Source organism: Allobranchiibius sp. GilTou73 (assembly GCF_021391335.1).
In the GTDB taxonomy this organism is placed as follows: Bacteria; Actinomycetota; Actinomycetes; order Actinomycetales; family Dermatophilaceae; genus Allobranchiibius; species Allobranchiibius huperziae.
This window is the reverse complement of record NZ_CP090051.1, coordinates 770999-790022: the sequence shown is the minus strand read 5'-3', so window position 1 is coordinate 790022 and position 19024 is coordinate 770999. Positions and strand designations below refer to the sequence as shown.

General features: G+C 68.9%; 19 protein-coding genes. 12 read left to right on the top strand and 7 right to left on the bottom strand.

Annotation, left to right across the window (positions count from 1 at the left end; translation table 11 throughout):
* Positions 1–76 precede the first annotated feature (76 nt).
* Together LVQ62_RS03890 and LVQ62_RS03885 are read right to left on the bottom strand one after the other, a co-directional pair.
* Positions 77–898 (bottom strand): glycosyltransferase family A protein, encoded by an 822-nt coding sequence (locus tag LVQ62_RS03890; protein ID WP_233765329.1) that lies wholly within the window; start codon positions 896–898, stop codon positions 77–79.
* Positions 895–2715 (bottom strand): ABC transporter ATP-binding protein, encoded by a 1821-nt coding sequence (locus LVQ62_RS03885; RefSeq protein WP_233765327.1) that lies wholly within the window; start codon positions 2713–2715, stop codon positions 895–897. The genes LVQ62_RS03890 and LVQ62_RS03885 overlap by 4 nt, the downstream gene beginning before the upstream one ends.
* A 143-nt stretch (positions 2716–2858) precedes the next feature.
* Here LVQ62_RS03885 and LVQ62_RS03880 point away from each other — a divergent pair, with 143 nt between their 5' ends.
* Positions 2859–3680, top strand: coding sequence for a class I SAM-dependent methyltransferase (locus LVQ62_RS03880; protein WP_233765318.1), 822 nt, complete (start codon positions 2859–2861; stop codon positions 3678–3680).
* Positions 3681–3686: 6 nt separating this feature from the next.
* Positions 3687–4568 (top strand): hypothetical protein, encoded by an 882-nt coding sequence (locus LVQ62_RS03875; protein ID WP_233765309.1) that lies wholly within the window; start codon positions 3687–3689, stop codon positions 4566–4568.
* A gap of 627 nt (positions 4569–5195) precedes the next feature.
* Here LVQ62_RS03875 and LVQ62_RS03870 read toward each other — a convergent pair.
* Positions 5196–6500: a multicopper oxidase family protein gene (locus LVQ62_RS03870; protein ID WP_233765307.1), complete on the bottom strand. Its 1305-nt coding sequence runs from the start codon at positions 6498–6500 to the stop codon at positions 5196–5198.
* A 486-nt stretch (positions 6501–6986) separates the two neighbouring features.
* Between LVQ62_RS03870 and LVQ62_RS03865 the strand changes: the two genes are divergently transcribed.
* From LVQ62_RS03865 to LVQ62_RS03845, 5 genes are all read left to right on the top strand, one after another.
* The gene (locus tag LVQ62_RS03865; RefSeq protein WP_233765304.1) at positions 6987–8456 is read left to right on the top strand and encodes a permease; all 1470 of its coding nucleotides are present in this window, start codon (positions 6987–6989) and stop codon (positions 8454–8456) included.
* Positions 8453–8857 carry a helix-turn-helix transcriptional regulator gene (locus tag LVQ62_RS03860; RefSeq protein WP_208052837.1) on the top strand — a complete coding sequence of 135 codons (405 nt, stop codon included), beginning with the start codon at positions 8453–8455 and terminating at the stop codon, positions 8855–8857. Before LVQ62_RS03865 ends, LVQ62_RS03860 begins: the two co-directional genes overlap by 4 nt.
* Before the next feature lie 107 nt (positions 8858–8964).
* On the top strand, positions 8965–9552 hold the full coding sequence (locus LVQ62_RS03855) for a DUF4396 domain-containing protein (protein WP_233765302.1): 588 nt from the start codon (positions 8965–8967) through the stop codon (positions 9550–9552).
* Between the two features lie 180 nt (positions 9553–9732).
* Positions 9733–10650: a glycosyltransferase family 2 protein gene (locus tag LVQ62_RS03850; protein WP_233765300.1), complete on the top strand. Its 918-nt coding sequence runs from the start codon at positions 9733–9735 to the stop codon at positions 10648–10650.
* Positions 10651–10674: 24 nt separating this feature from the next.
* The gene (locus tag LVQ62_RS03845; protein WP_233765298.1) at positions 10675–11517 is read left to right on the top strand and encodes an aldo/keto reductase; all 843 of its coding nucleotides are present in this window, start codon (positions 10675–10677) and stop codon (positions 11515–11517) included.
* A 63-nt stretch (positions 11518–11580) separates the two neighbouring features.
* On the opposite strand, the gene ilvA is transcribed toward LVQ62_RS03845, so the two are convergent.
* The 3 genes from ilvA to LVQ62_RS03830 form a co-directional block, all read right to left on the bottom strand.
* Positions 11581–12831, bottom strand: a complete 1251-nt coding sequence (ilvA, locus tag LVQ62_RS03840; protein ID WP_233765295.1) for a threonine ammonia-lyase IlvA — start codon at positions 12829–12831, stop codon at positions 11581–11583.
* Positions 12832–12896: 65 nt separating this feature from the next.
* Positions 12897–13163 carry a GNAT family N-acetyltransferase gene (locus tag LVQ62_RS03835; RefSeq protein ID WP_233765293.1) on the bottom strand — a complete coding sequence of 89 codons (267 nt, stop codon included), beginning with the start codon at positions 13161–13163 and terminating at the stop codon, positions 12897–12899.
* A gap of 90 nt (positions 13164–13253) precedes the next feature.
* Positions 13254–14303, bottom strand: a complete 1050-nt coding sequence (locus LVQ62_RS03830; RefSeq protein WP_233765291.1) for a hypothetical protein — start codon at positions 14301–14303, stop codon at positions 13254–13256.
* Between the two features lie 89 nt (positions 14304–14392).
* Here LVQ62_RS03830 and LVQ62_RS03825 point away from each other — a divergent pair, with 89 nt between their 5' ends.
* Positions 14393–14911 carry a peptidylprolyl isomerase gene (locus tag LVQ62_RS03825; RefSeq protein WP_208053692.1) on the top strand — a complete coding sequence of 173 codons (519 nt, stop codon included), beginning with the start codon at positions 14393–14395 and terminating at the stop codon, positions 14909–14911.
* 140 nt (positions 14912–15051) lie between these two features.
* Entirely contained in the window at positions 15052–15924 is an 873-nt protein-coding gene (locus LVQ62_RS03820; protein ID WP_233765289.1) for a rhomboid family intramembrane serine protease, read from the top strand.
* A gap of 221 nt (positions 15925–16145) precedes the next feature.
* On the opposite strand, the gene LVQ62_RS03815 is transcribed toward LVQ62_RS03820, so the two are convergent.
* The gene (locus tag LVQ62_RS03815; RefSeq protein ID WP_233765287.1) at positions 16146–16595 is read right to left on the bottom strand and encodes a cell division protein CrgA; all 450 of its coding nucleotides are present in this window, start codon (positions 16593–16595) and stop codon (positions 16146–16148) included.
* A gap of 88 nt (positions 16596–16683) precedes the next feature.
* Here LVQ62_RS03815 and LVQ62_RS03810 point away from each other — a divergent pair, with 88 nt between their 5' ends.
* The 3 genes from LVQ62_RS03810 to LVQ62_RS03800 all read left to right on the top strand — a co-directional run bounded on the left by LVQ62_RS03810 (position 16684) and on the right by LVQ62_RS03800 (position 18957).
* Positions 16684–17517: a DUF881 domain-containing protein gene (locus tag LVQ62_RS03810; RefSeq protein ID WP_233765285.1), complete on the top strand. Its 834-nt coding sequence runs from the start codon at positions 16684–16686 to the stop codon at positions 17515–17517.
* On the top strand, positions 17514–18164 hold the full coding sequence (locus LVQ62_RS03805; RefSeq protein WP_208053690.1) for an aminodeoxychorismate/anthranilate synthase component II: 651 nt from the start codon (positions 17514–17516) through the stop codon (positions 18162–18164). The genes LVQ62_RS03810 and LVQ62_RS03805 overlap by 4 nt, the downstream gene beginning before the upstream one ends.
* Before the next feature lie 295 nt (positions 18165–18459).
* Complete coding sequence (locus LVQ62_RS03800; RefSeq protein ID WP_233765280.1) at positions 18460–18957, top strand: hypothetical protein; 498 nt, start codon at positions 18460–18462, stop codon at positions 18955–18957.
* Positions 18958–19024: the final 67 nt, after the last annotated feature.

The following is a 19024-nucleotide window of genomic DNA, read 5'->3' as shown; positions in this document are numbered from 1 at the left end:
AGGAGATGCGCGGTAAGGACGGGTCATCAGGTCCGTATCAGTGTGGATCTCCTCCCGCCGTATACGCGCCGCCCCCTCAGTTACGGCGCAGCAGGCGTTTGGCCAGCGGGGCCGCCTGGTGGAGCCTGTTCTCGATGAAGCCGTAGCGCTGCTTCCAGTGCTGCAGCGTGTCCCACTGGTCGCGGCGGATGCGGATGAGCTGCTCGATGTTGTCCAGGTAGTACTGCGGGTGCGCCCGGATGATCTCGGCCAGGGCGCGCACGGTGTCTTCCTCGGCCATGCCTCCGGTGATCGAGTCGGATCGCTGCCGGTAGTGGTAGAGCACGCGGTCCAGTCGGTACGCCGTCCGCCCCAGCTCGAGGATCGAGAGCCACAGGTCGTGGTCCTCCAAGCGCACCTGGTGGTATCCGCCCACAGCGGCCCAGTCTTCTTTACGGAACATGGAACAGGCCGGAATCTGGTTGCCGGTCAACATGATTCCGACGTCGAACTGCCCCAGCTCCCACGGCCCGGTCACCGCTCCGAACATGTCGGCACGGGGGTAGACGATGCCCAGCTCGGGCCGCGCGTCCAACTCGGCTGCGGCCAGCGCTGCGTACTCCGGCTCGACGATGTCGTCGGCGTCGACGGGCAGGATGTAGGTGCCGCGCGCTGCGGCCACGCCGGTGTTGCGCGCGCCGGGAAGGCCCCGGTTCTCCTGGTGGATGACCTGGACGCCGAGCGCCTCCACCTCATCGAGCACCCGCAGCGTGACCGGGTGGGTGGAACCGTCGTCGACGACGATCACCTCGAGATCCGGGTGGGTCTGCGCGAGTGTGGACTCGACGGACTCGCGCAGGTAGGCGCCGTCGTTGAAGCAGGCGGTCACGATCGTGACCGGGGTGACCGGCCCGCTCACGGGACGATCACGCCGGTGTCCTCGACGGTCGCTTCGAGGTTGGCCAGCTCGACCAGGCGCGCGAAGTGGGCGTTGTCCGCGCGTACCTGCTCGAACGTCCCTCGTGAGGCGACCTGGCCGTCTTCGAGGAAGACGATCTGGTCGCAGCCGCGCACGGTGCTGAGGCGGTGGGCGACGATCAGGATGGTGATCTGACCGTGCAGTGCCTGCATGGTCTGGGTGATCTTGTGCTCGGTGATGTTGTCCAGCGCCGAGGTGGCCTCATCGAGGACCAGCAGTTTCGGCGCGTTGTAGAGCGCGCGGGCGATCCCGAGGCGCTGGCGCTGGCCGCCGGACAGCTTGCCGCCCCACTCGCCGACGGGTGCCTGCAGCCCGCCGGGCAGTTCCGCGAGCAGGTCGGTGAGCTGCGCCTGCTGGACCGCGCGGCGTACCCGCTCCAGGTTCTCCGGCGTCGGGTCGTCGCCGAAGAGCACGTTCTCCTCGACGGTGCCGTCCAGCGGGATGACCTCCTGCGGTACGACGGCCAGGTTGCGCTGCCAGCCGCGCACGTCGGTCGCGATGTCCTGCCCGTCGGCCAGAATGGCGCCGCCGGTCGGGGTGTGCAGACCCAGGATGAGGTCGACGAGGGTGGACTTGCCGGCGCCGCTGCCGCCGACGAGGGCGACCGACGTACCGGCCGTCACATCGAGGTCGACGCCGCGCAGCACCTCCTTGTCGGTGCCGCCGTAGCTGAAGCGCAGATCGTGCAGCCGCAGCGAGCGCTGGAACGGCATGGGTGCGGCCGGAGCCTCGTGACGGGTGGTGATGCGCTGCGCGTCGTGGGTCTCGGCGATGACCGACTGGAGGCCGATGCTGCCGACCCGGATCGAGGAGAGGGAGGCGAGCGCGGCGGTCATGCTCGGCAGGATCCGGAAGCCCGCGACCGCGAAGAGCGCCAGCATGCTCACCGCGCGCGAGGACTCCGACCGGCTGAAGAGCACGACGGTCATCAGCGCGATGCCGACGATGAAGACGATCTCCAGCACGTAGCGCGGCAGCTCACCGAGGAAGGTGGAGGTGCGGCTGGCGCCGGCGGCGTCGCGCTGCACCCGGTGGTAGCGGCCGAGGAAGTACTCGGAGTTGTCCTTGAGCTTGATGTCCTTGATCGACGCGAGCGGCTCCACTGACACCCGGAACATCGCCTCGGACGCGTTGAGCGCGCGGGCCCCCGCCTCCGAGGCGTAGCGGCGGGTGAGCAGGTAGAGCGTCGTGCCGGCCACCGCGAAGTACGCGAGCATGATCAGCGCCGGCACGGGCATGATCACCACCAGCGAGATCAGGATCGCCACGATGGTGACCGCGGACGTGATCACGTTGATCACGCCGAGGACGACGCCGTTGTAGACCGCGCCGACCGCCCCGCCGCTCATCCGCAGGAACTCCGCGGTCGTGCGCTGCAGGTGCAGGGAGTACGGCGCGTGCAGGAAGTACCGGAAGAGCGACTCGGAGGTCTCGGCCTCCTGCAGGTTGACGAAGCCGAGCACCCACCACCGGAAGGCGATGACCGCGACGCCCTTGCAGACGTAGGTGACCAGCAGCACGACCGCCAGCCAGATGGCCACGGTGTTCTTGTCGTCGGTGCCGAAGACGTCGGCGGCGGAGCCGAGCGGGCCGAACGACGGCGTCGTACCGGTCAGCACCTCCATCAGCGGCAGCACCGTCGCGACCGCCAGGATCTCCGCGAAGGCCTGCAGGATCGACCCGACCAGGGCGGCCAGCAGCTTCAGCCTGGTGCGCGGCGAGAAGAGCACCATGACGTCCCTGGGGATTCCGAGCACGGTGACCTTCGCTGGAGCGGGACGGGGCAGGGCGCGCGGGTGCGCACCGGCGACATCGTACGCAGTGCGCGCGTGCGGCAGCGGGTTACGACGGGGTGCCTGCAAGCGCCGGTATGCCTCAGCGGGCACCTACGATGTGCCGCATGGTTTCGGTCACGAACGCCCAGGTCGACGATCTGCCGGGGTGGTTCTTCCCCATCGACATGGAGCTCTTCCGGGTGCACCTGGCCCGCAGCGCGCAGCAGGGCCCGGGCGACCTGGCCGAGTTGGGCGTCTACCTCGGTAAGAGCGCGACGCTGATCGGCGGTGACGTGGGGCCGGGCGAGACGTTCACCGTCATCGACCTCTTCGGGGATGACGCGGGGGACGAGCGCAACCTGGAGGAGAACACCGACCAGTACCCGGAGCTGACCCGGGCGCAGTTCGAGGCCAACTACCGCGGGCTGCACGGCGAGCTGCCCGTCGTCGTGCAGGACTACAGCGAGAAGATCGTCGACCACGCGGCGCACGGCACCCACCGGTTCGTGCACATCGACGCCTCGCACCTCTACGAGCACGTGGTCAAGGACATCGCGGCCACGCGCGCCCTCCTGCGGCCCGACGGCGTCGTGGTCTTCGACGACTACCGCTCGGCGCACACCCCCGGCGTCTCGGCGGCCGTGTGGGAGGCGCGCGAGTCCGGTCTGCGGCCGATCGCCGTGTCCGAGGTCAAGCTCTACGCCACCTGGGGCGACCCGGCGCCGTACACCGAGGCGGTGCTCTCCTGGGTGCGCGATTCGGAGTTCGCCCACGAGATGCACCGGATCGGCGCCGACGACGTGGTGCGCGTCTTCGGCGGGTACGGGTCGGCCGAGCCCGTGTGGCTGCCCTGGGTGCCCCCGCGGATGGCGCCCCGTTTCTCCGCGGCTGTGACCGCCGTACGCGGCTTCACCCGGCGTCGCCCGTCTCGCGCGGTCGCTTCCTAGGCCGCCGTGAGGATTCTGCGTTGGGGAGCACAGCAGGCCAGGCAGGCCAAGCACCGCGCGTTCGTGGTGTGGAGGCGTGTGCCGTTGTCGAAGAACGTGATCCGCGCGAACGACGCCCGGTGGAGGCGGCACTTCGCGAAGCACCCCTACGTCTACGACCCTGCGCAGCACGCGCACACCTTCCTGGCCGAGCCGCCTCCGCCGGACGGAGGTGCGAGCGAGCTGCCCCGGGTCATCTGGTGCGTCTGGACCGGCGACAACCCGCTCACCGAGAACCGGGAGCGCGGTCTGGCGAGCCTGCGCGAGCAGCACGCCGGCACCGACGTGCAGGTGCGCCTCGTGACCCCGGCGGACCTGGACCAGTGGCTGGTCGAGGGTCACCCGCTGCACCCGGCGTACGAGTTCCTCTCCCTCAACCATCGGTCGGACTACCTGCGCGCCTACCTGCTGCACCATCACGGCGGCGGCTACTCCGACATCAAGCCGACCCCGCGCAGCTGGGCGCCCAGCTTCGACCTGCTGGAGCAGCACCCGGAGAGCTGGGCGCTGGGCTACCCCGAGCTGTCGTCGTCGCTGTGCGCGCAGCTGCCGGGCGCGTACGGGCGGCTGGTCAAGCACCACTTCCCGCTCTTCATCGGCAACAGCGCGTTCATCTACCGCTCGCACACGCCGATGACCGCGTCGTGGCTCGCCGCGCTGGAACGCGATCTGGACGTGGCGGTCGACGAGCTGCGGGCCCATCCTGGCGGGATGTGGGGCCGCACGCCGGGATATCCGCTGCGCTGGGGGCAGTTGATGGCCGACATCGGGCAGCCGCTGCAGCTGAAGTACCACGGCCGCTTCCTGCAGGACGGTCGGATGCAGCCGGGGTTCGTGGACTACCGCTGACCCCCATCCGCCGAGTGGCATACCTATCTTTCGAGTGGCGCACTGGTCGGTGAGCCACATTGAGCGTGGCCCCGGACTCCGAAGCAGAACCGCCCTGGTGAACAAGCACTCATCCATTGGGGTCGGGGCACGCGCCCGGCCCCGATGGGGCTATCAAGCGTCGCTACAGAAAGGAGGGGACCACCCGTGAGCCCCCCTACGATCGCCGTCTGCGACCAGAAGGGTGGTGTCGGTAGGGCCAACGACCTGCTACCACCTGGCACCCGCCGCGGCTCGTGGATGACCACGAGTCCTCGCAATCGACCTCGATTCGCACGGCAGCTTGACCGCCATCGTCGCCAAGAACGGGTCCGTGCAGGCTGAGGGGCTGGCCATCGCCAGTGTGTTCAGCCCGCGCGTGCGCGGCGTGGCCCTGGTCGACGTGCTCACCCCGGGACTGTGGGAGGGATCCAGTTGGAGTCTGGCGCCAGGGTGTTCGTCCCTGATGCGTTCGAGTGGGCCGGACACCGAGGACCACCTGGACCACTTCCTCGGCATCGGCACCGAACGGCAACGGGGCCATAGAGTCTCGACTTGTCATGTCACAACTTGTCGGTTATTTACAAGACGACTGCATATAACCCGCTCCTACCGCACGTAGGAGACGACGGCCATCATGCCTCGGGCTGCGTGGTAGGCGTTGTGGCAGTGCGTGAGCCATTGTCCAGGATTGTCGGCGTCGAAGAAGACTTGGACGGTTTCCATCGGCTTCACGACGACGGTGTCCTTGCGAGGGCCGGCGGCGCCGACCTGAAAGGTGTGGCCGTGCAGGTGCATCGGGTGCCACATCATGGTCCGGTTCACGAAGTCCAGGCGCACCCGCTGGCCGGCTCGGATGTCGACCGCGGATGCGAACGGGTTGGACTCGTCGTACCGGCGGCCGTTGATGCCCCAGTCGTACTTGCCCATTGAGCCAGTCAGTTCCAGCGTGCGCGTGACGTCGACGTCCTTGGTGGTGAGGCGCACCGAGGGGTCGGCGACCGTCTGCCTGGCCCCTATCACCGTCCCGTCCAGTGCATTCGGTAAGGATGCCACGGTTGGTCGCCGGCCCGCGCCCGCATCCAAGATCGCAAACGTCCGGCCGGATTTCCCCTCTGCCAGCACCGTCAAGGGCACCGGATGATCCGGCACGGTGACCAATACGTCGCACCGCTCGCCCATTCCGAGCAGCAAAGCATCCACTTGCCGGTGCACCACCGGGTAGCCGTCGGTGTGTGTCACGGTCAGCTTGACCCCTGGGATCCCGACCCGATACGCGGTGTCGCCAGCGGAGTTGATCAGCCGGATGCGTACCCGTTGGCCAGGCGCGGCTCGAAAGGTCTCAGGATGCATCGGGTCGCGACCGTTCACCAGGTGCATTGAATAGCTCACATCTCCTCCGTCGCTCCCAAGGAAAGGGCTTGAGGACGTCCCGCTCCTGCCGCTCATCCCAGACATTCCCGACCCTGATGACCGCATTCCCTTGAACAGAGTTGCCGCCTCAGCAGCGGGCGTCCGGCCGTCGATCCCGTCCAGCCAGTCGTCGAGCAGGACCACCCACTCCGCGTCGTAGGACAACGGCTCGTGCAGGTCGTCGACGATGAGTGGTCCGTACAGCGCCCTGTCGCGCTGCAGTTCCATGTGTGAGTGGTACCAGTACGTGCCCGGCTGCGCCGTCTTGAAGGTCGCGGTGAACGCCGAACCTGGCGCAGTCGCGGCCTGCGTCAGGCCTGGCACGCCATCAGCGTCATTGCGCAGCGCCAATCCGTGGAAGTGCACCGAGGTCGTGTCCGGAAGGCCGTTGCGCTGGGTCACCGACAGGGTGTCCCCGACCCGGGAGCGCAGCAGAGGTCCAGGCAATCCCTGGTTGTAGCCCCACGTCGCGACGGAGCGGGCGCCGATGCGCGCGTGCATCGGCGCAGCGTCCAGGCTCGCCCGGACGGTGCGCCCGTTGCCTGGTCGCGTTGCTTCCACCTGACGTACGAGCTGGGCGGTCGGGCTCACCCGATGAGCTGCAGCGGCGTCAGTGCCTGATGCAGGCGCCCGACGTGGGTCGCTTGAACAGGCGCTCACAACTCCCACGCCGGCGGAAGCGGTGAGCGCGAACACTGACCGCCGCGAAAGATTAGGTCCGAATTGATCCATGCGTTGAGGGTATACCCCTAGGGGGTATGCGCCTAGAGGCGCCCGTTGGTTCGTTCTCCGCAAGGATGTACGGCCAGACTGCCCTCCCTTCGGGGGCCGCGGCCGGGTCAGTCAGTGAGCTCATACCGACTCGGCTGCCGTCCGAGAAATAATACCCGTAAACCTGTACGGATTTGCATAGGTGAGGTCTGTAGGAGTAGACCGGGCTGGTCGCCCACGGGATGTGGGCGCCTGCGGATCAAGGAGCTGCTGCTGATGTCGTCGGTGTTGCACGGGTTGTGGGATGGCGTCGATATGGCGTTCTTCATGTTCTGGGCCACGTTGTGGGCGCTGGTGCTGGGGTTCACGCTGTCCGGCGCGGTCCAGGCGTTCGTCTCCCGGACCCAGATGCAGCAGTCGCTGGGCGACCACCGGCCGACGACTCTGGCGAAGTCCTCGTTCTTCGGAGCGGTGTCCTCCTCTTGCTCCTACGCCTCCTCGGCGTTGGCCAAGTCCCTCTTCGCGCGGGGCGCGGACTTCACCGCGGCGGTGGTGTTCATGATCGCCTCGACCAACCTGGTGCTGGAGTTGGGGATCGTGCTGTGGCTGCTGATCGGCTGGCAGTTCGCGCTGGCGGAGTTCGTCGGCGGCGCGATCATGATCGCCCTGCTGGGCCTCGTGGTACCGCGCGTCATTCCCGCAAGCTGGTTGCAGGAGGCGCGCGACCGGCTGGGCGACAATTCCTCGCCCGAAGAAGCGCACCGGGAGCAGGAGCCCCTCGGCAAGCGGCTGCGCAGCCGCCGCGGGTGGGGTGACGCGTCGGGATACACGATCAGCGACCTCACCATGCTGCGCAAGGAACTGGTCATTGGCTTCGTCGTGGCAGGGTTCCTCGCCGCTCTGGTGCCAACGTGGTTCTGGCGGTCCATCTTCCTCACCGGGCACGGGTTCTGGTCCTCCTTGGAGAACGTCGTCATCGGCCCGCTGCTCGCGTTGATCAGCTTCGTGTGCTCGGTCGGCAACGTGCCCCTGGCCGCTGCACTCTGGGAGGGCGGCATCAGCTTCGGCGGAGTCGTCAGCTTCGTGTTCGCCGACCTGATCACGCTGCCGCTGCTGGCGATCTACCGCAAGTACTACGGCACCAAGATCATGCTGCGCCTGTTGGCCGTGATGTGGGCAACGATGAGCGTCGGCGGACTGGCCGTGGAGTACCTCTTCCGGCTCGTGCGCATCCCCGCACCCGGTCGGCCGACCATGGTGGTGCACGACGGGTTCCAGTGGAACTACACGACGTTCCTGAACATCGTGGCATTGATCGGGTTCGCCGCCCTCTACTGGCTCTACAGGCACCGTGACACCGAGAGCGGTCGCTTCGCCAAGGACCCCGTGTGCGGGATGCAGGTGGAGGTCGCCAACGCTCCGGCCCGCCGCACCGGCCCTGAGGGTCAGACGGTGTACTTCTGCTCCGACCACTGCGCCGGCCGATACGACACGAGCGGCGCGAGCAACGCGGGCTCAGGCGGTCGGCCCGGCAGGCCCGATCATCCGAACAGGTCCGCGACAGACCCGGTCTGTGGGATGGACGTGCAGATCTCTCACGCACCCGCAGACCGGAAGGGTCCCGACGGGGACACGGTGTACTTCTGTTCTGACCACTGCGCGCAGCAGTACGACACACCCGGGGCACGTGCGAGCGAATCGTTCCACGTATCTACCGGCCACGGGACGGCAGGTGAGTCCCAATGAGCACCACCGATCATGAGCACCCCATCGACCCGGTGCGCGTCGCGCACGCCCAGGCGCGGTTGCCGTCCGTGGAAGACGCGGCCCGGCTGACCAGTCTGCTGTCGCTGATGGCCGACCCCGTGCGGCTACGACTGATCTACGCGCTGGACGTCACCGAAGAACTGTGCGTCGGGGACCTGTCCCTCGCACTGGGGGTCAGCGAGGATTCGGTCTCGTACGCGCTGCGTCTGCTGCGCACCGCCGGTCTGCTGGTCACCCGCAAACACGGCCGGGTCGTCTACAACCGTCTCGCCGACGACTTCCCCGCACCATTACGCAACCATTGCCTTCGGCAACTCGTCGCGCTCACCCGCACCGACACCCCCGACGAAGACGACCCCGGCACGAGCGGCGGTATGTGATGCCGGCGACCTGGTTGGTCGTCGTGGCATGGGCAGCTTTGGCGTCGGCATTCGCTAGCGCTGGGACCATCCTGGTCGATATCTACATTCGCGGCAACCGATTGAAGATGGCCGTGATGGAAGCGGTATGGCCCGTCACTGCCCTTTACTTCGGGCCGTTGGCGATCTGGGCCTACTGGCGGTTCGGTCGGACCACCAGCCCGGCATGGCTCAAACAGAACGAGCTCGAGCAGCCACCGGAGAAACCCGGATGGGCAACGATCGCCGTCGGGGTCAGCCACTGCGGCGCTGGCTGCACCTTGGGCGACATCCTCGCCGAGTTCGCCGTCTTCGGCCTCGGGGTCACCATCGCGGGAACCGCGCTGCCGTACGAGTACATCGGCGACTACCTACTGGCGGTCCTACTCGGGGTCGGCTTCCAATACTTCGCGATCGCCCCGATGCGCGGCCTCGGGGTTCGCGACGGGCTACGAGCCGCCGTCAAAGCCGACGTTCTGTCCCTGACCGCGTTCGAGGTCGGCCTCTTCGCCTCGATGGCACTGATGACATTCGTGTTCTATCCCGCACCCCACCACCTGCACCCGAACTCACCCGTCTACTGGTTCCTCATGCAGATCGGCATGATCACCGGATTCGCCACCGCCTGGCCCGCCAACATCTGGCTTATCCGCCGCGGCATCAAAGAGTCGATGTGAGGCTCCAACCGACTCCTTCTTGAGTGTCGTCCTGAGGTGCACCCCCGAACCGACGGTCTGAGATGGCCTGAAGGTTGTCGTTCTGGTTGAGCTACCCGATTGGCTCCTCGCCTGCTCGAACATCTACTCCACTCGCTCTCATGCCACGCGCGCAGGCGGGCGATGGGTAGCGTGCAGGCCATGCCGCCCGCCGCCACCGTCATCGTGCCCACGCTGGGCGGCGCCGAGCGACTGCCGCGGCTGTTCGCCGCCCTGGAGCAACAGGAGGGCACGACGTACGAGTGCGTCGTGGTACTTGACGGACAGATCGACGACTCCGCCGCCGTCGTGCATTCTTGGAGCGGGCGAATACCGTTGCAATCTGTGGTCTTTGCGGAGAACCGCGGCCGATCGGCAGCTCTGAACGCAGGTCGTGCGGCCGCGCAGGGCCGGGTCCTGATCCGGTGCGACGACGACCTCGCACCCGCCCCGACGTTCGTGGCGGCGCACGTCGCCCACCACGATCGGCCGGAGCCGGTGGGCGTCGTCGGCATGTGCCCCGAGGTCTTTCCGGACAACGCCTACGTGCGCGCGTACGGGCAGACCAACGACGACCTCGTCCGCGAGAGCAGCTATGCGCTCGCCCCGGACCAGGCGTGGCGCCGCTGGTCGGCCAACGTGTCGGTCACCGACGAGACGTGGGACCGGGTCGGCCCCTACGACGACGCGTTCCGGGTCTACGGGTGGGAGGACATCGACTGGGGATACCGGCTGCACCTGCTCGGCATCCCGGTGCTCGTGCCGCGCGATCTCGAAGCGCCGCACCACAATCCGGCGACCAGCGCGACCGAACGCGCCGAGCGGGCCTACCACTCCGGTGCCTCCCGCCGGGTCTTCGAGGCCAAGCACGGATCGGACGCGCTGGGCGCTGACAGGCTGGCGATGGATTCGCCCTGGAACGTCGCGGTGCGCGCGACGGGAGGCGTCCTGAGGTCGGACGGGGCCGTCCGAATGCTCGGGCGCGGCGTCGACGGGCTGCTGCCGCGGGTGCCACCCTCGGTGGGTCACAAGCTGGTGGCGCTGCTCGTGGAGGGTTCAGGCGTCGCTGCGACGCGCTGAAACGTCACGAGTAGCGTGACTCGCATGGTCAGTGACATCCCGGCATACACCCTGAACGACGAGAACATTCTGCCCGCAATCGGTTTCGGCTCCTATCCGCTGAAGGGCGAGGACGGCACGGCCGCGATGGTGAGCGCGATCGAGGCGGGCTACCGACTGCTCGACACCGCGGTGAACTACCAGAACGAGGCCGAGGTCGGTGAGGCGATGCGCCGCAGCGGCCTGCCGCGCGAGCAGTTGCAGGTCACCACGAAGATCCCCGGCCGCCACCACGGGTACGACGACGCGCGGGCGTCCATCCGCACGTCCCTGCAGACGCTCGGTGTCGACTACATCGACCTGCACCTCATCCACTGGCCGAATCCCAGCGTCGGGAAGTTCCGCGAGGCCTGGCGCGCACTGGTCGAGGCGCGCGAGGAGGGGCTGGTGAAGTCGATCGGCGTCTCCAACTTCACCCCCGAGTTCCTGCGCGCGATCATCGACGACTCGGGCGTCACCCCCGCCGTCAACCAGATCGAGTTGCACCCCTACTTCCCGCAGGAGCAGATGCGCGCGGTGCACTCCGAGCTGGGCATCCGCACCGAGGCGTGGAGCCCGATGGGCAAGCGGCAGGCGCCGTTCACCGAGGACGCGGTCGCCGGGGCGGCGCGCGCGTACGACGTGTCACCGGGCCAGGTCATCATGCGCTGGCACTACCAGCTCGGCAGCCTGCCGATCCCCAAGTCGGCGACGCCGGAGCGCCAGCGGGCCAATCTGGACGTCTTCGGCTTCGAGCTGACCGACGCGGAGGTGGCCGCGATCACCGCACTCGGGCGCCCCGACGGTCGCCTCTTCGGCGGCGACCCGGAGACTCACGAGGAGATGTGAAGGGTGGGGTCGCCGCGCGCTCTATGGAGCGCGCGGCGACTCCATCGCTCGGTGCGCCGACGACTAGAGCAGGAAGCCGAACATCGGGCTGTCCGGCGGCACCCGCTCGATGACCAGCGGTGAGGCCTTCATCCGGTCCAGCAGCGGTTGCAGGTCGGCCGCCGACCCGAGCTCGACCCCGACGAGCGCCGGGCCGTACTCACGACTGTTGCGCTTGACGTACTCGAAGAGCGCGATGTCGTCCTCCGGGCCGAGGACGTCGTCCAGGAAACGGCGCAACGCCCCTGGCTCCTGCGGGAATTCGACGAGGAAGTAGTGCTTGCGGCCCTCGTGTACCAGAGCGCGCTCGACCACCTCGCCGTAGCGGCTGACGTCGTTGTTGCCACCGGAGAGCACCGCGACGACGGTGGAGTCGGGCTCCAGGTCGAGCTCGAGCAGCGCGGCCGAGGCGATGGCGCCCGACGGCTCGGCGATGATCCCCTCGCTCTGGTAGAGCGCGAGCATCTCGGTGCAGATGGCCCCCTCGGCGATGATGCGCATCTCGCACCCGGAGTCGCGCACGATCGGGAAGGTGAACGCGCCCACCCGGCGTACGGCGGTGCCGTCGGCGAAGCCGTCGATGGCGTCGAGGGTGACGGGCGCTCCCGCGTTCAGGGCCGCAGTCATGCTCGCGGCTCCGGCGGGTTCGACCCCGACGATCCGGGTGCGTGGGTGCCCCTGCTGCAGTGCCGTGATCGCGCCGGCCAGCAGCCCGCCGCCGCCGACGGGGACGACCAGGACGTCGGGCGCTCTGCCCAACTGGTCCACGACCTCCAGTGCGATCGTGCCCTGCCCGGCGATGGTCCGCGGGTCGTCGAACGCCGGCACGATGGTCGCGCCGGTGCGCTCCGCCTCGGCGTACGCCGCAGTGGCCGCGTCGTCGTACGTCTCACCGTCGACGACCACCGTGACCCGCCCGAGTCCGAGCGCCGACACCCGATCGCGTTTCTGACGGGGCGTCGTGCGCGGCAGGTGGATGCGCGCGTCGACACCGAGCTGCGCGCAGGCCAGCGCGACCCCCTGGGCGTGGTTGCCCGCGCTCGCGCACACGGCCCCGCGCGACCGCTGCTCGTCGTCGAGCTGGGCGATGAGGTTGTAGGCGCCGCGGATCTTGTAGGACCGCACCGGCTGCAGGTCCTCGCGCTTGAGGTGCACCTGCGCGCCGGTCAGCGCGGACAGCCGCGCGCTGGTGTCGAGCGGGGTGGGTGACGCCACGCTGGAGAGGCGGTCGGCCGCGGCGCGTACGTCGGCGACCGTGGGATTCTGCGTCGTCACCCGTCCACGGTATCCACCGGACGGCGCTCCCGGCGGCGCTGTCCTGCCGGTGGACAGGACCCCGGTCAGAGGGGGCGTTTCATCCCGATGTGCGAGGCCTCGTACCCGAGGCGTTCGTAGAACCGCTGCGCGTCGGTGCGCGAGGCGTCGGTCGTCAGCTGGGCCAGGATCGCGCCGCGCGCCCGGCCCCACGCGTGGGCCCACGCGAACATCGCCCTGCCCAGGCCCGTGCCCAGGACGTCGTCACGCAGCAGTGCGACCAGCGCCGGGACGTCCTCGCGGACCGCACGGTCGAAGCGGTAGGTGCGGCCGTCGAGAGTGACGGTGTCCATGGGGGTCCTTCCTGCCGCAGGGACAGACGACGAAGCGGCGGCCCCGGGTCGACCCGGGACCGCCGCTTGGACCACGTACGACGTGCTCGGTCAGCTGGCGCTGTGCCGGCCGCGGGTCTCGCCGGTGAGCGCACCGTCGGCGCGGCCCTCGACCGAACCGACGAGGTCGTCGGTCGGTGTGGCGATCTCGTCGGCGCGCTGCGTGGTGAGCGGCGCGGCGGTGGTGCCCTGCTGCTGGGCGGCGCGGGTCTTCGCACGTCGGCCGGCGAAGATCAGGGCACCGGCGGCGACGACGGCGACGACGCCGACCGTGATCAGCACCGTGCCCTTCTTCTTGCGCAGCTTCGCGGCCTGGGGGGCGACGCGCTCGATCTGGTGCTGGGCACCACCCGGGAGGGACGTGTACGCGCTCGCGCCGGCGGCGGTGGCCGCACCGGTCGCGGCGAGCAGCGCCTCGTGCAGCTTGGAGGCCCACTCCGACGCGGCGTCGGACGTCTGGTCCTTGACCGCAGAAGCGGTCTCCGCGATCTTCTCCTGCTGCGTGGCGGTGGCCTTGTTGACCTTGTCCAGCTGCGGCGCGACGGCCTTGCGCAGCTTCTTGGTCTGCGGCGCGGACGCGATGCTGTCGCCCACGGAGGCGATGCTGTCGCTCACGTCGGAGGCCTTGCTCTTGACCGAGTCGGAGAGCTTGCCGGCCTTCTTCTGGGCGCGCGCAGACTTCTTGGAGGCCTTCTTCTGCAGCTGCGAGGAGCGCTTCGCGGCCTTCTTCTGCGACTTGCGGCCCTTGCGGCCGGCGGACTTGCGCGCCTTCTTCGCCTTGGTCGCCGCGTCGTCGGCCTTGTCCTTGGCATCGCCGGCTGCGTCCTGGGCCTTCGCGCCCGCTGCACTCGCCACCGCGGCGGCGGAAGAGGCCTTGTCCTTGGCCGCGTCGTTCGCCTCCGCGAGCTTCTCGCGTGCCGCGTCGGCGGCCTGACCGGCCTTCTCCAGACCCGCCTCGACAAGGGGAGCGGCCTTCTCCAGCGCGTTCTCCACCGCCGGACCCGCCTTCTCCTTCACGGTCGCCAGCGTGTCGGACGCCGCCGACACCAGCTGGCCTGCCTTGTCCTTCGCGACGTCGGAACGTGATTTCGTGGTGAGCAAGAGCGTCCTCCAAGGTTGCCGGTTCCGGCCTATCCTGCCCTGTCGCACCGGACTCGGCCAACCGGGCGTGCCGTGCGAAACTTCTTGGCATGAACGCGACGCTGCACACCAACCACGGCGACATCAACCTGGTGCTCTTCCCGGACGCCGCCCCGAAGACGGTCGAGAACTTCACCGGTCTCGCCCGTGGCACCAAGGAATACAAGGACGACGCCGGGCGCACGAACCCGACGCCGTTCTACGACGGCCTGATCTTCCACCGCGTGATCCCCGGCTTCATGCTGCAGGGCGGCTGCCCCCAGGGCGTCGGCATCGGCGGCCCGGGTTACAACTTCGACGACGAGATCTCGCCCGACAAGGACTTCCGCTCGCCGTACATGCTCGCCATGGCGAACGCCGGCAAGCGCGGCGGCAAGGGCACGAACGGCTCGCAGTTCTTCATCACCGTGGCCCCCACCACGTGGCTGCAGGGCAAGCACACGATCTTCGGTGAGGTCGCCGACCAGGCCAGCCGCGACGTGGTCGACAAGATCGGCGCCGTGCGCACCGGCGGTCAGGACAAGCCGGTCGACGACGTCGTCATCGAGAGCGTCGAGATCACGGACTGACTCTCTTCGGCGATGACGGGGTCCGGCACTCGCCGGACCCCGTCGTACGTTGACGGGGCAATGAGGCCATCTGTGACATCACCACTGCAGGGTTCGCGGTGCACGCGAGCCCCCCGTCAGCGCCCCCGGCGAGGTGTGCGATGACCGCACCCGACCAGCCGGTGTGCCCGCGGCACCCCGACCGGGTGGCGTACGTGCGGTGTCAGGTCTGCGAACGCCCGACCTGCCCGGACTGCCAGCGTCCCGCGCCTGTCGGCATCCACTGTGTGGACTGCGTCCGCGCGTCCGCCAAGACCCACCGGTCGGCGACGACCGTCTTCGGCGGCAGGGTGGCCATGGGTCGGCCCGTGGTCACCATCTCGCTGATCGCCGTCTGCTCGGCGATCTGGCTGCTGCAGCAGGCCTATCCGCCGCTGACCGACCGCTTCTTCTACGCCCCGGTGCAGACAGGGGATCAGCCGTACCGGTTGCTCACCGCCACCTTCCTGCACGCACAGAACCAGCCGACGCACCTGCTCTTCAACATGTTCGCGCTGTGGGTCGGTGGTCAGTTCCTGGAGCCGGCCCTCGGTCGCGCGCGGTTTCTGGCGATCTACCTGGTGTGCGCGCTCGGCGGCTCGGTCGGGTACGAGCTGTTGGCCAGCGCCCCGAGCTCGACGAGCACCGGCGGGTCGTTCGGCTGGTACACCGCCACGCTCGGTGCGTCAGGCGCGATCTCCGGCCTCTTCGGGGCCGCGATCGTCTGCAACCGGCGGCTCGGTGTCCCCATCGGCGGACTGGTGGGGCTGGTGGTCATCAACGTGCTGATCGGTCTGGTCATCCCCGGGATCGCCTGGCAGGCGCACCTCGGCGGTGCGATCACCGGTCTGGCCTGCGGGGCGATCGCCACCTACCTCGGTGCCGAACGGCGGCGCTGGCAGTGGCCGGCGTACGCCGCGATCGTCGTGTTGCTGGTGGTGCTGGCGACCGTCCGCTTCGAGAGCGTGTCCGTGCCGGCGATCGTCGGTCTGTAGTCCGCGGTCCCGCCCAGCTAGGGCGCCCACGGCCTGTTCACTGGGTTCGAACACCGGCAGTGCTGCTGAACACCCCGCCGTGAAGGCTGACTTACACCGGTGTAGTTATCCCCACCTGTGGATAACCCTGTGGACGAACCACCGCGGGCACAGCGAAGCCCGAGAGGCACAGGCCGAGCTGTGCCTCTCGGGCTGAGGTGCGCCTCGGTGGGCGCCGAGGCCTACTTCCAGCGGGTGGTCATCAGGAAGCCGGCCATCACCAGCACGAAACCGATGCCCAGGTTCCACACGGTGCCGACCTTCGGCGCCGGGTAGTCGCCCTGCGCCAGGTAGGTCACGACCAGCCAGAGCAGTCCCAGCACCATGAAGCCGACCATCAGCGGGACCCACCACACGGGGTTGTCGCCGCCGCTGACGCGCACCTTCTGAGCCGTCGTACGCCGGGCGAGCTCCTCAGCCGTGTCGAGCTTCTTCTTCGAGCCCTTGCTCGCGGCCGGGGTGGCCTTCGCCGACTTCTTGGCGGCATCGGGTGTCTTCACCGCGGACGTCGCCTTCGTGCTCGAGGACGCGGTGGTGTCGTCGGCGTCGCCGGCGGCACCGTCACGGGCCGCCCGGGCATCGACCGGCGTGCTGCCGGACGGGGTCGAACTGTCCTTGCGGGGCTTGCTCACGGGGGATCTCCTCGGATTGGGCGCGGCTACGCTAGAGGGTAGATCACCGCAACACCGTTCATCCTCACCACGCTACGGAGTCCCGCACATGCCCCGGTCGCAGGCGCTGCACGGCCTGCGCATGTGTCGACGACCGCGACCCAAGGCCCCGCGCTCGCGGTGGAGGTACGTCGTCCCCGTCGTGGCGCTCGCTGCCGGCGGCCTCTTCGGGGTCAGCGCTGTCACCTCCAACGGCACCGACCTGCGCCCCGCGACCCGCGACCTGGTGCAGGTCGTGCGCAGCGGCGACCAGCGGGTGAAGACCAAGGCGGCGGGCGTACGCCGCCTGCAGGCCGAGGTCGACGCGCTGTCCGCCCAGCGCGCGCCCGGGTCCTCCCGTCTCGCGCAGCTGCAGAAACAGGAGTCGAGCATCGCCGTCGCCGCCGGTATGACGCCGGTGCAGGGGTCCGCGGTCACGGTCACCCTCGACGACTCCCACCGCGATCTGTCGACCCTGCCCGCCGACACCGACCCCAACTGGCTGCTCGTGCACCAGCAGGACGTGCAGGGCGTCGTCAACGCACTGTGGCAGGGGGGCGCCACCGCGATGACGATCATGGACCAGCGGATCATCTCCACCTCGGCCGTGCGCTGTGTCGGCAACACGTTGCTGCTGCAGGGTCGGGTCTACTCGCCGCCGTTCGTCATCAGCGCGATGGGCGACCAGAAGAAGCTGCGCAACGCGCTCCAGAAGGACCCGGCCGTCTCGGACTACCGCGATTACGTCCCGCTGGTCGGCCTCGGCTATTCGGTGAGCGACAAGGACGACGCGCACTTCGCGGCGTACGCCGGCAGCGCGCAGCTGCGGTACGCGACGAGCCCGGCCACCCCATCGAGCCCGACCGGTGCACCCACTTCATCGAACACGGAGGCTCCCAAGTGACCCGGATCCTGGTGGTCGACAACTACGACAGCTTCGTCTTCACGATCGTGGGCTACCTGGAGCAGCTCGGCGCCGACTGCACCGTCGTACGCAACGACGAGGTGGCGGCGATCGATGGCGGCGGCTACGACGGGGTCCTGATCTCCCCCGGACCCGGCACGCCGGAGGGGGCCGGCGTCTCGATGGCGATGATCCGGGCGTGTGCCGACCGCGGCCAGCCGATGCTCGGGGTGTGCCTGGGTCACCAGGCGCTCGGTGCGGTCTACGGCGCCACGGTCGACCGCGCGCCGGAGCTGTTGCACGGCAAGACCTCTCAGGTGCGCCACGACGGGACCGGGGTGATGGAGGGCCTGCCTTCGCCCCTGCGGGCGACGCGCTACCACTCCCTGACCATCGAACCGTCCACGATCCCGGCCGAACTGGTCGTCAACGGCAGCACCGACTCCGGCATCGTGATGGCCGTGCGGCACCGCACCCTCCCGCTGCACGGCATCCAGTTCCACCCCGAGTCGGTCCTCACCCAGGGCGGCCACCGGATGCTCGCCAACTGGCTGCAGGTCGCCGGTATGCCGGACGCGGTCGCCCGCAGCGCCGGTCTGGCTCCGCTCGTGCAGGGGCTCGACGCCGCCGTCCTCGACGCCGGCTGACCTGGTTCGGCTCCTCCAGCGGCGCCGCGTGGTCCCTTGCAGCGCCGTGCGACGCGCGCGGCCCATGACAACGGCGCCGCCCGGTCCGTCACGGCGCTCGCCGTCCGGGAGTCGAACCGGACCGATGCGATGCGGCCGGCCTTCTGTATACCGCGGGAGGAGACAGAGGCTCACACGTGCCGGATCGGCCTCCTGAGGGGTGGATCTCCTCCCGCCGTACACACCGGCCGGCATCAGCGCCCCAGTTCCACTACTACGACGCGATAGAACGCGTCACTGCCGTTTACTGGCGCACATGAATCGCGAAGACCTCGAGGCGCTGGTGCCGGGCATGATGGCGAGACACCCGCTCTGCGCCTGGCGGATCAGCGAGTCGTCGACGACCACTAAATTCGTGGTGGACGTGCATCTGCGCAGTGATCCGAGCCGCCGTGCCGAGGTCGCGGCCCAAGAGGGGTGGGAGATCTTCACCAACCTCATCCTCGGCCACCTCGACATCGACTTCGCCTACAACGACAAGGATCGGATCGACGCGTTGGCAGGCCGCCTCGAACGAGCGGCGTGGGCACTGACGGGCCCCACCCACTTCACCTTCACCTACGCGGGAGGAACTCTGGTGCGGTCGTCGATGGACATCGACGCCGAGGAATCGGAGTCGAACCCTCACCAGAGCGCCTACCACTGGGGTCGCAGGATGCGCGGACTGCTGCGCGGGCACATCATCACCGGGACGGCGGAGCTCGACTGGCCGCGACTCGATCCGCCACCTGCGGTGGACACCGCGCACCTCTGAACGGCGCCGCGTGGTCCCTTGCGGGGCCGCGGCGTGGGACCGGCCGCGTGCAACGGCGCCGCGTGGT

Coding starts and splice junctions, on each gene's coding strand:
- LVQ62_RS03880 (WP_233765318.1), top strand. CDS start 2,859: ATGGTTTCGGTCACGAACGCCCAGGTCGACGATCTGCCGGGGTGGTTC.
- LVQ62_RS03870 (WP_233765307.1), bottom strand. CDS start 6,500: ATGCACGCGCGCATCGGCGCCCGCTCCGTCGCGACGTGGGGCTACAAC.
- LVQ62_RS03865 (WP_233765304.1), top strand. CDS start 6,987: ATGTCGTCGGTGTTGCACGGGTTGTGGGATGGCGTCGATATGGCGTTC.
- LVQ62_RS03860 (WP_208052837.1), top strand. CDS start 8,453: ATGAGCACCACCGATCATGAGCACCCCATCGACCCGGTGCGCGTCGCG.
- LVQ62_RS03855 (WP_233765302.1), top strand. CDS start 8,965: ATGGCCGTGATGGAAGCGGTATGGCCCGTCACTGCCCTTTACTTCGGG.
- LVQ62_RS03850 (WP_233765300.1), top strand. CDS start 9,733: ATGCCGCCCGCCGCCACCGTCATCGTGCCCACGCTGGGCGGCGCCGAG.
- LVQ62_RS03845 (WP_233765298.1), top strand. CDS start 10,675: ATGGTCAGTGACATCCCGGCATACACCCTGAACGACGAGAACATTCTG.
- LVQ62_RS03835 (WP_233765293.1), bottom strand. CDS start 13,163: ATGGACACCGTCACTCTCGACGGCCGCACCTACCGCTTCGACCGTGCG.
- LVQ62_RS03825 (WP_208053692.1), top strand. CDS start 14,393: ATGAACGCGACGCTGCACACCAACCACGGCGACATCAACCTGGTGCTC.
- LVQ62_RS03820 (WP_233765289.1), top strand. CDS start 15,052: ATGACCGCACCCGACCAGCCGGTGTGCCCGCGGCACCCCGACCGGGTG.
- LVQ62_RS03810 (WP_233765285.1), top strand. CDS start 16,684: ATGCCCCGGTCGCAGGCGCTGCACGGCCTGCGCATGTGTCGACGACCG.
- LVQ62_RS03800 (WP_233765280.1), top strand. CDS start 18,460: ATGAATCGCGAAGACCTCGAGGCGCTGGTGCCGGGCATGATGGCGAGA.